11 protein-coding genes are annotated in these 12,343 nt (G+C 63.2%); 9 read left to right on the forward strand and 2 right to left on the reverse strand.

Features of this window, described 5'->3' with window-relative positions:
* The first annotated feature begins 4 nt into the window (after positions 1-4).
* The 3 genes from aceA (at position 5) to MESCI2_RS0105690 (ending at position 2,277) form a co-directional block, all read left to right on the forward strand.
* The gene (aceA, locus tag MESCI2_RS0105680; RefSeq protein WP_027035716.1) at positions 5-1,294 is read left to right on the forward strand and encodes an isocitrate lyase; all 1,290 of its coding nucleotides are present in this window, start codon (positions 5-7) and stop codon (positions 1,292-1,294) included.
* Between the two features lie 56 nt (positions 1,295-1,350).
* On the forward strand, positions 1,351-1,593 hold the full coding sequence (locus MESCI2_RS0105685; RefSeq protein WP_006202762.1) for an SMc00767 family acetate metabolism repressor: 243 nt from the start codon (positions 1,351-1,353) through the stop codon (positions 1,591-1,593).
* 240 nt (positions 1,594-1,833) lie between these two features.
* Positions 1,834-2,277 (forward strand): response regulator, encoded by a 444-nt coding sequence (locus MESCI2_RS0105690; protein WP_430981652.1) that lies wholly within the window; start codon positions 1,834-1,836, stop codon positions 2,275-2,277.
* Positions 2,278-2,364: 87 nt separating this feature from the next.
* Here the strand turns inward: MESCI2_RS0105690 and MESCI2_RS0105695 are convergent, their stop codons facing one another.
* Complete coding sequence (locus tag MESCI2_RS0105695) at positions 2,365-3,078, reverse strand: HAD family hydrolase (protein ID WP_027035718.1); 714 nt, start codon at positions 3,076-3,078, stop codon at positions 2,365-2,367.
* 151 nt (positions 3,079-3,229) lie between these two features.
* Between MESCI2_RS0105695 and MESCI2_RS0105700 the strand changes: the two genes are divergently transcribed.
* The 3 genes from MESCI2_RS0105700 to MESCI2_RS0105710 all read left to right on the forward strand — a co-directional run bounded on the left by MESCI2_RS0105700 (position 3,230) and on the right by MESCI2_RS0105710 (position 7,167).
* Positions 3,230-4,666, forward strand: coding sequence for a glutamine synthetase family protein (locus MESCI2_RS0105700; protein ID WP_027035719.1), 1,437 nt, complete (start codon positions 3,230-3,232; stop codon positions 4,664-4,666).
* Positions 4,667-4,796: 130 nt separating this feature from the next.
* Complete coding sequence (locus MESCI2_RS0105705) at positions 4,797-6,083, forward strand: NAD(P)/FAD-dependent oxidoreductase (RefSeq protein ID WP_027035720.1); 1,287 nt, start codon at positions 4,797-4,799, stop codon at positions 6,081-6,083.
* 262 nt (positions 6,084-6,345) lie between these two features.
* Positions 6,346-7,167 (forward strand): SH3 domain-containing protein, encoded by an 822-nt coding sequence (locus tag MESCI2_RS0105710; protein ID WP_027035721.1) that lies wholly within the window; start codon positions 6,346-6,348, stop codon positions 7,165-7,167.
* A 12-nt stretch (positions 7,168-7,179) separates the two neighbouring features.
* On the opposite strand, the gene MESCI2_RS0105715 is transcribed toward MESCI2_RS0105710, so the two are convergent.
* Positions 7,180-7,926, reverse strand: a complete 747-nt coding sequence (locus MESCI2_RS0105715) for an SDR family oxidoreductase (RefSeq protein ID WP_027035722.1) — start codon at positions 7,924-7,926, stop codon at positions 7,180-7,182.
* 314 nt (positions 7,927-8,240) lie between these two features.
* Between MESCI2_RS0105715 and zwf the strand changes: the two genes are divergently transcribed.
* The 3 genes from zwf (at position 8,241) to edd (ending at position 12,305) form a co-directional block, all read left to right on the forward strand.
* Positions 8,241-9,710: a glucose-6-phosphate dehydrogenase gene (gene zwf, locus MESCI2_RS0105720; RefSeq protein ID WP_027035723.1), complete on the forward strand. Its 1,470-nt coding sequence runs from the start codon at positions 8,241-8,243 to the stop codon at positions 9,708-9,710.
* Positions 9,692-10,408 carry a 6-phosphogluconolactonase gene (pgl, locus tag MESCI2_RS0105725; RefSeq protein ID WP_027035724.1) on the forward strand — a complete coding sequence of 239 codons (717 nt, stop codon included), beginning with the start codon at positions 9,692-9,694 and terminating at the stop codon, positions 10,406-10,408. The genes zwf and pgl overlap by 19 nt, the downstream gene beginning before the upstream one ends.
* A gap of 73 nt (positions 10,409-10,481) precedes the next feature.
* Positions 10,482-12,305: a phosphogluconate dehydratase gene (edd, locus tag MESCI2_RS0105730; RefSeq protein ID WP_027035725.1), complete on the forward strand. Its 1,824-nt coding sequence runs from the start codon at positions 10,482-10,484 to the stop codon at positions 12,303-12,305.
* The last annotated feature ends 38 nt before the right edge of the window (positions 12,306-12,343 follow it).

Raw genomic sequence — 12,343 nt, forward strand, 5'->3', positions numbered from 1 at the left:
ACCAATGACTGATTTTTACAACCTCGTCCCATCGGCCCCGGAAGGTCGCTTTGACGGTATCGAACGGCCCTACTCCGCGGCGGATGTGAAGCGCCTGCGCGGTTCGGTGCAGATCCGCCAGAGCCTCGCCGAAATGGGCGCCAACCGGCTGTGGAAGCTGATCCATGAGGAGGACTTCATCAACGCGCTCGGCGCCATGTCCGGCAATCAGGCGATGCAGCAGGTGCGCGCCGGGCTGAAGGCGATCTACCTGTCGGGCTGGCAGGTTGCCGCCGACGCCAACACGGCTGGTGCGATGTATCCGGACCAGTCGCTCTACCCGGCCAATGCGGCGCCCGAACTGGTCAAGCGCATCAACCGCACGCTGCAGCGCGCCGACCAGATCGAGACCTCCGAAGGCAACGGGCTTTCGGTCGAGACCTGGTTCGCGCCGATCGTTGCCGACGCGGAAGCCGGCTTCGGCGGACCGCTCAACGCCTTCGAAATCATGAAGGCCTTCATCGAGGCGGGCGCCGCCGGCGTCCACTATGAGGATCAGCTGGCGTCGGAAAAGAAATGCGGCCATCTCGGCGGCAAGGTGCTGATCCCGACCGCGGCGCACATCCGCAACCTCAATGCCGCGCGCCTGGCGGCGGACGTGATGGGCACGCCGACCCTGGTCGTCGCGCGCACCGATGCGGAAGCCGCCAAGCTGCTCACCTCCGACATCGACGAACGCGACCAGCCTTTCGTCGACTACGACGCCGGGCGCACGGTGGAAGGCTTCTACCATGTCAGGAACGGCATCGAGCCCTGCATCGCCCGCGCCATCGCCTATGCGCCTTACGCGGATCTGATCTGGTGCGAGACCTCGAAACCCGACCTGGCACAGGCCAGGAAATTCGCCGAGGGCGTGCGCAAGCATCATCCCAACAAGCTGCTCGCCTACAATTGCTCGCCGTCGTTCAACTGGAAGAAGAACCTCGACGACGCGACGATCGCCAGGTTCCAGAAGGAGCTCGGCGCGATGGGCTACAAGTTCCAGTTCATCACGCTCGCCGGCTTTCACCAGCTCAACTACGGCATGTTCGAACTGGCGCGCGGCTACAAGGCGCGGCAGATGGCGGCCTATTCCGAGTTGCAGGAAGCCGAGTTCGCGGCCGAGGCCAATGGCTACACCGCGACCAAGCATCAGCGCGAAGTCGGCACCGGCTATTTCGACGCCGTGTCGATGGCGATCACCGGCGGCCAGTCGTCGACCACCGCCATGCATGAATCGACCGAGCACGCGCAGTTCAAACCGGCCGCCGAATAGCGAGCCGCAAAGTACAGAGGAAACGCCCAACAGGGCTTGGACACAGGAGAAGACCAATGGCATCGATAAGCCGTGTCAAGGAACGCGCCGAGGAACAGTCGACGACGATGAGCGTCGACCAGCAGGCGACGATCCGCATGCTGGCCAACGACCTGCACCGCCTCAACCAGTCGGTGATGAAGGCGGTCGAGGCGGGCGTCTCGGTGGAACTCGTGCGCTCGGCACGACATCACGGCGGCGACGGCAACTGGGGCGATCTGCTGATCCCGGTGATCGTCACACAGCAGAGCCACGGCTGACTGAAATCCATGCAACCGACCCTTCACCTGCGCAGCCCTTGCGCAGGTGAATTTTCTTTTTATGAAATTCACGTGTGGACAGTTGAGTACAGTAGCGTTGCTTGAAATTCACTGCTCCTGGCGGTGATTTCGGGCACTTTTATTTCAACTTGACATAGGCTCCGATCTCACGCCAATTGCGCTCCGGATTCAACTCTGCATTGAAATAGGGGCGAGCTTCTTGGCCGACTTGTGTGCCCGGTGAATCGCGAAGGCGAGACTCCAAGACATCCGAATCTGGTGACCCGCGACTCAACCACCGAGGCGGTCCGTGATCCGTCGCAGGTGCTTGTCGTCGGCAAATCGCCAATCAATCGCGTGGTGATTTCAAAGATCGTCGAGCGATCCGGACTCAAGCCGATTTCGGAATCTCCCGACACGGCGGCAAGGATCTTGCGGTCGCTCATTCCCGGCGCGGTTGTCCTCGACGGCGGCGCAGACAACAAGGACTGCGACAATCTGATGTCCAGTATCGAGGCGTTGCGCCGTGCCTCTGGCAAATCGCTGCCACCGGTAATCCTGCTGTCAACCAAGAACGGCACGACGGAAAGTCTGGGCCTGTCTGGTATCATCGATGTGGTGGTCGCCAAGCCGATCACGCCCGAACGGTTGCAACCGGTGATCGATCGCCTGATCGGCCGCTAAGGCAATTGCGGGAAAGTGTGTAACGGTTTTCCGTCCGGAATTGAGCGAACTAAGAGTAAGGCCCGGCGATTACGGATCGCCCAGCGATCACGGATCGATGATGCTTTCGATCAGTCCGGGCAGTTGTCCGAGATCGGATATTTGACGGAACCTCGATTCGGTTACCGGCGCCTCGACATGCTCCAGCACCCAGGTCAGTTCGTGCGGCACATGGACACCCCAGCCGCCGGCCTCGATGGCCGGCACCACATCCGACTTCAGCGAGTTGCCGACCATCATGCTTTTCGCCGGACCATCGCCGTGGCGGTTGAAGAGCCTGCTATAGGTGGCGGCATTCTTGTCGCTGACGATCTCGACCGCGTCGAACAGATCGCCAAGGCCAGAGCCAGCCAGCTTGCGCTCCTGGTCGAAGAGGTCGCCCTTGGTGATCAGCACGAGGCGGAATGCGCCGGCAAGCTTTTCGACCGTCTCGCGGGCGTGCGGCAAGGCCTCGATCGGATGGCTCAGCATCTCGCGGCCGGCATCGAGAATCTCCGCTATGACCGAGGCCGGCACGCGGCCTTGCGTGACCTCGATCGCCGTCTCGATCATCGACAGGGTAAATCCCTTGATGCCGAAGCCATAGACGGCGAGGTTGCGCCTTTCGGCCTCCAGCAATCGTGCCGAGATGTGCTCGGCTTCGCCATGGTCGACGAGCATGGCGGCAAAGCGCTTTTCCGTCAGGCGGAAGAACTGCTCGTTCTGCCACAGCGTGTCGTCGGCGTCGAAGCCGATCGTCGTCAGTTTGCCGTCGCGCCGCATGCAATTTCTCGATTAAGATTGGAAGTGGGACGCCCGAAACTAGGCCGATTGGCGTGATTTTCAACCGCGCCGGCCAATGCCCGACGCGGCTCCCCTTCCCTTCCATAGGAGGGCACGGCTATACTCCACAATCCGCAACCCAATCTGGTGAATGATGCCGCCTGCAAAAAAGGAAGTCCGTCCGTCGAGCCGCGGAGGACGCGCCCGCACGCCTGCCTTCGTGAAAAACCAACGGGGCGTCAAGAACTGGAAGGAAGTTAGCGCCTGGCTGGAGTGGCGCGGCATCGAGGACATCGAGTGCATCACGCCCGATCAGGCAGGCGTCGCCCGTGGCAAGATGATGCCATCGAAGAAATTCACCTCCAACACCTCGCTGGCGCTGCCTTCGGCTGTGTTCATGACGACGATTTCCGGCGGCTACCCCGAGGATGGCAATGGCTTCCATTATCCGGAAGACGACGGCGACCTAAAACTGATGCCCGACCTGTCGACGCTGACGGTGGTGCCTTGGGAAGAAGACCCGACGGCAGCGGTCATCTGCGACCTCGTCCACCAGGACGGACGCTCGGTCGAGTTCACGCCGCGCAATGTGTTGAAGCGTGTGGTGGCCGCCTATGACAAGCTCGGCCTGAAGCCCGTGGTGGCGCCCGAGATCGAGTTCTACCTGGTGCGCAAGAATCCCGATCCGGACTATCCGCTGACCCCGCCTGTTGGCCGGTCGGGACGCGCGATCGGCGGCGGCGCCGGCTATTCGATCGCCGGCGTCAACGAATTCGACGAGCTGATCGACGACATCTACCATTTCTCCGAAAGCCAGGGCCTGGAGATCGACACGCTGATCCACGAGGAAGGCGCTGGTCAGCTGGAGATCAATCTGCGCCATGGCGACCCGATCGAACTGGCCGACCAGGTGTTCATGTTCAAGCGCACCATTCGCGAGGCGGCGCTCAAGCACGAGATCTACGCCACCTTCATGGCCAAGCCGATCCAGGGACAGCCTGGCTCCGCCATGCACATCCATCAGTCGATCATCGACAAGAAGACCGGACAGAACATCTTTTCGGCCGCCGACGGATCGGAAACCGACGATTTTTTCCACTTTATCGGCGGCATGCAGAAGCATGTGCCGAACGCGCTGGTGATGTTCGCGCCCTATGTCAATTCCTACCGCCGGCTGACACAGGCGGCGTCGGCGCCGGTCAACAACAAATGGGGCTATGACAACCGCACCACGGCGTTTCGCGTGCCACGCTCGGATCCGGCGGCACGGCGCGTCGAAAACCGCATCCCGTCCTCCGATGCCAACCCCTATCTGGCGCTGGCGGCATCGCTTGCCTGCGGGCTGATCGGCATCACCAACAAGATCAAAGCCGAGCCTCCCGTGCTGACCACAGCCAATGCCGACGAAATCGACCTGCCGCGCGGCCTGCTCGAAGCCGTCGACCTGTTCGAGGGCGACGAGGAACTCTGCGCGCATCTGGGCAAGTCCTTCGCCGCCACCTATGCGGCGATCAAGCGGGCGGAATTCGAGACCTTCATGGAAGTGATCAGCCCGTGGGAGCGGGAGTATTTGTTGCTGAATGTGTAGGGGAATAGCGAATAGCGAATAGCGAATAGCGAATAGCGAATAGAAGCAATATCGGCCGCTTTCCCTATTCGCTACTCCCTACTCGCTATTCGCTTTCCCCCCTCCAAAATCTCTGAGTCTTCACCGCATCATGCCTTACCAATCCCCGATTTCCCCCGGCCGTTCCTGGTACGAGGACACGGCCGGTCCGAGACCTGAATACCCGGCGCTGGATGGCGACCGCACGTGCGACGTCGTCATCATCGGCGGCGGCTTTACCGGCCTGTCGGCGGCGGCGCATCTGGCCAAGGCGGGCACCAATGTCGTGCTGATCGACGCGTACCGCTTCGGCGATGGCGCCTCCGGGCGCAATGGCGGGCAGCTCGGCACCGGCCAGCGCGCCTGGGCCGAGGACCTGGAATCCGAGTATGGCTTGGCCCGCGCCAAGGCGCTGTTTGATCTTGCCGAAGAGGCCAAGGCGCATCTCCTCGAATTCACTGCCGCCAACCAGATCGATATCGACTACATGCCGGGCCAGCTCTCGGTTGCGCACAAGGCGCGCTATGTCGACGACTACAAGGCGCATGCCGAGATCATGGCGAGCCGTTTTTCCTACCCGCATATCTCGTTCATGGATGCCAGGGAGACGGCGGAGCGGTTGGGCTCGACCGCCTATTTCGGCGGCACGCGCGACACCGGCACCGGCCACATCCATCCGATGAAGCTGTTGACCGGTACGGCGCGGGTGGCAGCGCTTGCAGGCGCGCAGCTGTTCGAGGGGACGTCGTCGACCGGCATCATTTCCACTGGCGGCAAGGTCAAGGTTTCGACACCGAGAGGCACGGTGACGGCGCAGAAATGCCTGATAGCGGTCAACGCCTATGGCGGCACGCTCGAGCCGGTGAGTGCCGCGCACATCATGCCGATCGGTTCGTTCATCGGCGCGACGGTGCCTCTAGGAGCGGACTCGAACGTTTTGCCGGGCGGCGAGGCGGTCGACGATTCCCGCTTCGTCGTGCGCTATTTCCGCAGATCGAAGGACGGGCGGCTGCTGTTTGGCGGACGCGAGGTTTACGGCGTCAACGATCCAAAGGATATCCACATCCACATCCGCCGCCAGATCGCGGAACTCTATCCGGCGCTCGGGGATGTCGAGATCACGCATGGCTGGGGCGGCTATGTCGGCATCACCGTGCCGAGAAAGCCTTTCGTGCGCGAAGTGATGCCCAATGTCATCTCGGCCGGCGGCTATTCCGGCCACGGCGTCATGCTGTCCAACTTCTTCGGCAAGCTCTATGCCGAAATGGTTGCCGGCAACCGCGACCGGCTGAAGCTGATCGAGGATCTGAAAATCCCGCCTTTCCCTGGCGGCCGGCGTTTCCGCACGCCGCTGCTGTTCCTGGCGCTCAACTGGTTTGCGCTGCGCGACAGGATCTAGCCGACCGTCCTGATGTAATATTGTAATATTCATTGTAACATTTGTTGCCCGTGCGACGCATTGCGCAATTTCCCGCAAAGGCGCAGAATCCCCTATAATGGCGTACTGATGCCACAATCGCAGGCGAAAGCTGCCGGTTCTGGGCGATTGTTCGGGGATTGTTGCGGGCCTGCCCGCGTTGTTTTTGGGACCTATGCGGATCAGACGCCGGACTTCCGGCACCGACCGATAGAACGTCGGCCCGCTTATGGAGGTGGCAAGAGTGAGAGAGCCCTTCAGTTTCGGTACGCCGGAACGTCGGCGCTTTGCCATGCAGTTCGGATACGACATGCGGCCGTCCTTCTGGCAGGAAGTCCGTTCGAACTCGCATCTGGTGATCGCCGCGATCGGCACAGCCGCGCTGCTTGGCGTCGCCGCCGTGGCGCTGTGGCTGGCATTGCCGGCCAGCGACAGGCAGGCGGCAGCGAGCCCCGAACAGACCATTCCAACGGTTCCGGTGAAGACAACGAAAATAACCCCGGTTGGGGCCGCGGTCGCCGCGGCAGCCGCGCCGCAGGCCCACAAGTCCGACGCGGTTCCAACAACCGTGGCGGCCGCGCAGGCCAACATACCCGCACTCGCCGCCAATGACCCGCGCTGGACCGGTTCCCAGCCGAAGGACGCATCCGCGTCCGATTCGACTGCTCCCAAGGCCGCGGACAAGCAAGCGGCGGCATTCGCACAGCCGGCAGCCGATAGCGATGCCGCCACCGAACTTGCCAAGGTAGCCGCGCCCAGCGCAGCCGCGGGCAACCATCCCGACGGCGCACAAACTGCCGCCATTCCCGCAGTGCAACCGCAAGTGCCGGCGGCGGAAGGCGATGACAGCCAGGCCAAGGCGAAGCCACGGAAAGCCGCCGCCGGAACAGGGCGCATCCTGAGGGCCGTGACCATGCGAAGCGGCCCGAAGAAAAATGCCGCCGCAATCGGTACGGTGCCAGCCAAAACCTCGGTGCAGGTGATGAGCTGCAAGCAATGGTGCCAGATCACCTACAACGGCAAGACCGGCTGGATCTACAAGAGTTACATCAAGACCGGCGCGTGACGCCTGGCACTTTCAAATGCAGCGGCCGCCGTCGACCTCCAGCGCCACGCCGGTGATGAAGGCGGCTTCGTCCGAGGCCAGCCAGAGTGCGGCATTGGCGATGTCGAGCGGCGTCGAAAGCCGGCCGAGCGGGATCGATGCGCGGAACTTCTCGCGGATCTCGGGCGTGTCAGCGCCCATGAATTTCTCCAGCATGCCGGTCTCGCCGGCAACCGGGCAGAGGCAGTTGACGCGGATGTTCTTCGGCGCCAGTTCCACCGCCATCGATTTGGTGGCGGTGATCGCCCAGCCTTTCGACGCATTGTACCAGGTGAGGCCAGGGCGCGGCCGCAGACCCGCGGTGGAGGCCGTGGTCAGGATGACGCCGCCGCCCTGCCGCTCCATGATCGGCACCACGGCCAGTGCCGCGTGATAGATCGCCTTCATGTTGACTGATGTTATCAGGTCGAAGGTCTCCTCGTCGACATTGAGCATGTCGCCGTTGCGATGGGTGTAGCCGGCATTGTTGACCATGATGTCGATGCGGCCGAAGGCGCTTTTGGCGGCATAGATCATCTCGTCGAATTCGGAGCGCAGCGAGACATCGGTCTGGGTCCAGATCGCCGCTTCACCGATCTCGCCGGCGACGCGCTCCGCACCCCTGGCGTTGAGATCGGCGACAACGACCCTGGCGCCCTCCTGCGCAAAGCGCCTGGCGATGCCCTCGCCAAAACCCGACGCAGCACCGGTGATGACGGCAACCTTGTTTTCCAGACGCATGCTTTTCCCGCTCATGATTGGCGCCTATCGACCGGTATGCCAACGGCGCACATCCGCGCGAGGCCACCGCTTCTGACCGGATTGGTCGAAGATGTGGGGCCATCGCCGATTTCTCCTTTGGCTTTCGCGTCGATCCCGCTCTATGCTGCAACTGCGAAGGCTTCCGGAGCCGCGCCTGTCGACAAGCCTCCGGGTCATCGGACTGTCAAGGGGCAGGCGGATACACCCAGATGTGACACCATGGCACTGGAAAATTTAAATCGATTAGATTATATCAGCCGCGTCACAGCGACCGGCGTCAAAGCGGACAGACCATGACCAGCCAGATCATCCCCGTCGAGCCTTTCGACTTCATCATTTTCGGCGGCACCGGCGATCTGTCGGAGCGCAAGCTTCTGCCGTCGCTCTATTATCGCCAGCGCGACCATCAGTTTTCGGAGCCGACACGCATCATCGGCACCTCACGCTCGAAAATGAGCGACGAAGAATTCCAGGCCTTCGCCAAACAGGCGATCTCCGAGCACGTCAAACCGGCCGACATCGACGCCAAGGAACTGAAGACTTTCCTGGCGCGGCTGTCCTACGTCTCCGCCGATGCGACGAGCGGCGCCGGCTTCGACAAGCTCAAGAAGGCAATCGGCGACAGCGACCGCATCCGGGCCTTCTACCTGGCGGTGGCGCCGGCGCTGTTCGGTGACATCTCGCACAAGCTGAAAGAGCACAATCTGATCACGCCGAACTCGCGCATCGTGCTGGAAAAGCCGATCGGCCGCGATCTCGATTCGGCACGCAAGCTCAACGACCTGGTCGGGGACGACTTCCACGAAAGCCAGATCTTCCGCATCGACCATTATCTCGGCAAGGAGACGGTGCAGAACCTGATGGCGCTGCGCTTCGCCAACGCGCTCTACGAGCCGTTGTGGAATTCGGCCCATATCGACCATGTCCAGATCACCGTGGCCGAGACCGTCGGCCTGGAGGACCGCGTCACCTATTACGACAAGGCCGGCGCGCTGCGCGACATGGTGCAGAACCATATGCTGCAGCTGCTGTGCCTCGTCGCCATGGAAGCGCCGTCGTCGATGGATGCCGACGCCGTGCGCGACGAAAAGCTGAAGGTGCTGCGGGCACTGAAGCGCATCAACGGCAACGAGGCGCCGAAGCACACGGTGCGCGGGCAGTATCGCGCCGGGGCTTCGGCCGGCGGACCGGTGAAAGGCTATGTCGAGGAACTCGGCAAGGACAGCAACACCGAAACCTTCGTCGCCATCAAGGCCGAAATCGGCAATTGGCGCTGGGCGGGCGTTCCGTTCTATCTCCGCACCGGCAAACGGCTGGCGACGCGGGTTTCGGAAATCGTCATCGAATTCAAGCCGATCCCGCATTCGATCTTCGGCGACAGCGCCGGACCGATCTTCGCCAACCAGTTGGTCATCCGGCTGCAGCCTGACGAAGGCGTCAAGCAGTTCATCATGATCAAGGATCCGGGTCCGGGCGGCATGCGGCTGCGCCAGATCTCGCTCGACATGAGTTTCGCGCAGTCCTTCGACGGCCGCGCCCCGGACGCCTACGAACGGCTGATCATGGACGTCATCCGTGGCAACCAGACGCTGTTCATGCGCCGTGACGAAGTCGAGGCGGCGTGGAAATGGATCGACCCGATCCAGAATGCCTGGGAAAGTGCCAGGCAGGAGGCGCAGGGCTACACGGCGGGCACCTGGGGCCCATCGGCCTCGATAGCGCTGATCGAACGTGACGGGCGGACATGGCACGAGAGCAATTGAACAGCGCCGCCTATAGCTGGAACGGCTTCACTTCGCGCCAGGAACTGGCGGCAGCCCTTGCAGGCCATGTTGCAGGCAGACTGACCAAGGCGATCGCCGAGCGCGGCACGGGGTTGCTCGCCGTCTCCGGCGGCACCACGCCGGCAAAATTCTTCGCCGCCCTTTCAGCGATACCCATCGCCTGGGACAAGGTGATCGTGACGCTGGTCGACGAGCGTTTCGTGCCGGCCTCCTCGCCACGCTCCAATGCCGGGCTGGTGGCCGCCAATCTGTTGCAGAACGCGGCCAAGGCGGCTCGTTTCGTGCCGCTTTATCACGAAGCCACCAGCATCGAGGACGCGGCCTCGTCCGACGATGCAGCGCTCCGGTCCTTGCCCTGGCCGCTCGATGTCGTCGTGCTCGGCATGGGGCCGGACGGCCACACCGCCTCGTTCTTTCCCGATGCCGACGATCTGGCAACGCTGCTCGACCTGTCCTCCGACAGGATCGTGCTGCCCGTTCATGCGGCAAGTGCGGGCGAGCCGCGGCTGACCCTGTCGCTGGCACGCATCGTCGAAGCCGGCTTCATCGCGCTGCACATAGAGGGTGAGGACAAGCGTGTCGCCTTCGACGGCGCGGTCGCCCCCGGGCCGCGAAAACCAATCCGTGCCGTGCTCGACGCAGCACATAAGCCCGTAGAGGTTTTCTGGGCCCCCTGAATCTCGATTCACTCTGGTCCCGGCAAACGGCGGGAGGATGTTTCCGGGACCTCGCCTGAAAGGACCGACCGCCATGACCGCCAGACGCGACATCGAAGCCATCACCGAACGCATCCGCCAGCGCTCAAAGCCGGGCCGCGAGCGTTATCTCGGCCGCATCGCCGAGGCGTCGAACCGCACCGCCAACCGGGCCGTGCTGTCGTGCGGCAATCTCGCCCACGGCTTTGCGGTGTGCAGCCCCTCGGAAAAGCTCGCGCTTGGCGCCGACAAGGTGCCGAACCTCGGCATCATCACCTCCTACAACGACATGCTGTCGGCGCATCAGCCGTTCGAGACCTTCCCCGCGCTGATCAAGGATGCAGCCCGCGAAGCCGGCGGCATCGCCCAGGTGGCAGGCGGCGTGCCGGCGATGTGCGACGGCGTCACCCAGGGCCAGCCCGGCATGGAGTTGTCGCTGTTTTCGCGCGATGTCATCGCCATGGCCGCCGCGATCGGCCTGTCGCACAACATGTTCGACGCCGCCGTCTATCTCGGCGTCTGCGACAAGATCGTGCCGGGGTTGGTGATCGCCGCATTGACCTTCGGCCATCTGCCGGCGGTGTTCATTCCGGCCGGACCGATGACATCAGGTCTGCCCAACGATGAAAAGGCCAAGGTCCGCCAGCTCTATGCCGAGGGCAAGGCAGGACGCGCCGAACTGCTGGAGGCCGAGTCCAAATCCTACCATGGCCCGGGCACCTGCACCTTCTACGGCACGGCGAATTCCAACCAGATGCTGATGGAGATCATGGGCCTGCACACGCCGGGCGCTTCCTTCGTCAATCCGGGCACGCCGCTGCGCGAAGCGCTGACCCGCGAGGCGACGAAGCGGGCGCTGGCGATCACCGCGCTCGGCAATGCCTATACGCCGGTCGGCCGGATGATCGACGAGCGCTCGATCGTCAACGGCGTCGTCGGCCTGCACGCCACCGGCGGCTCGACCAATCACACCATCCACCTGATCGCCATGGCGGCGGCGGCCGGCATCGCCATCACCTGGCAGGATATTTCCGATCTTTCGGAGGCCGTGCCGCTGCTGGCGCGTGTCTATCCAAACGGCCTTGCCGACGTGAATCATTTCCACGCCGCCGGCGGGCTCGGCTTCCTGATCCGCGAGTTGCTCGATGAAGGCATCCTGCATGAGGATGTGCAGACGATATGGGGCGAAGGCCTGAGGCCCTATGCGGTCGAGGCAAAGCTCGGCGCCGACGGAGGCGTGGTGCGCGAGGCCTCGCCGAAGGCAAGCGGCGACGAAAAGGTGCTGGCGCCGTTCAACAAGGCATTCCAGGCGACCGGCGGCCTGAAGGTGCTGTCAGGCAATCTCGGCCACGCCGTCATCAAGACTTCCGCGGTGAAGCCGGAGCGCCGTATCATCGAGGCACCGGCCAGGGTCTTCGACAGCCAGCAAGGGCTGAACGATGCGTTCAAGGCGGGCACGCTGACCGGCGATTTCATCGCCGTCATCCGCTTCCAGGGGCCGAAGGCCAATGGCATGCCGGAACTGCACAAGCTGACCACGGTGCTCGGCATCCTGCAGGATCGCGGCCAGCGCGTGGCGCTGGTCACCGACGGGCGCATGTCTGGCGCCTCCGGCAAGGTGCCGGCGGCGATCCATGTGACGCCGGAGGCCGTCGAGGAGGGCCCTATCGCCAGGATCCACGAAGGCGACATCATCCGGCTCGACGCCGACGCCGGCACACTCGAAGTGCTGGTGCCGGCCGGCGACTTCGCGCTGCGCCGGACGGCGGATGCCGATCTCATCGGCAACGAGTTCGGTTTCGGCCGCGAGCTGTTTGCCGGCTTTCGGCAACTGGTCGGCCGCGCCGATCATGGCGCCAGCGCCTTCGGCACGGCTTGACGGCAGTTCTGCGTAGTTCATGAAAAAGGGCGGCACAT

It is taken from the genome of Mesorhizobium ciceri WSM4083 (assembly GCF_000519305.1).
Lineage (GTDB): Bacteria > Pseudomonadota > Alphaproteobacteria > Rhizobiales > Rhizobiaceae > Mesorhizobium > Mesorhizobium ciceri_B.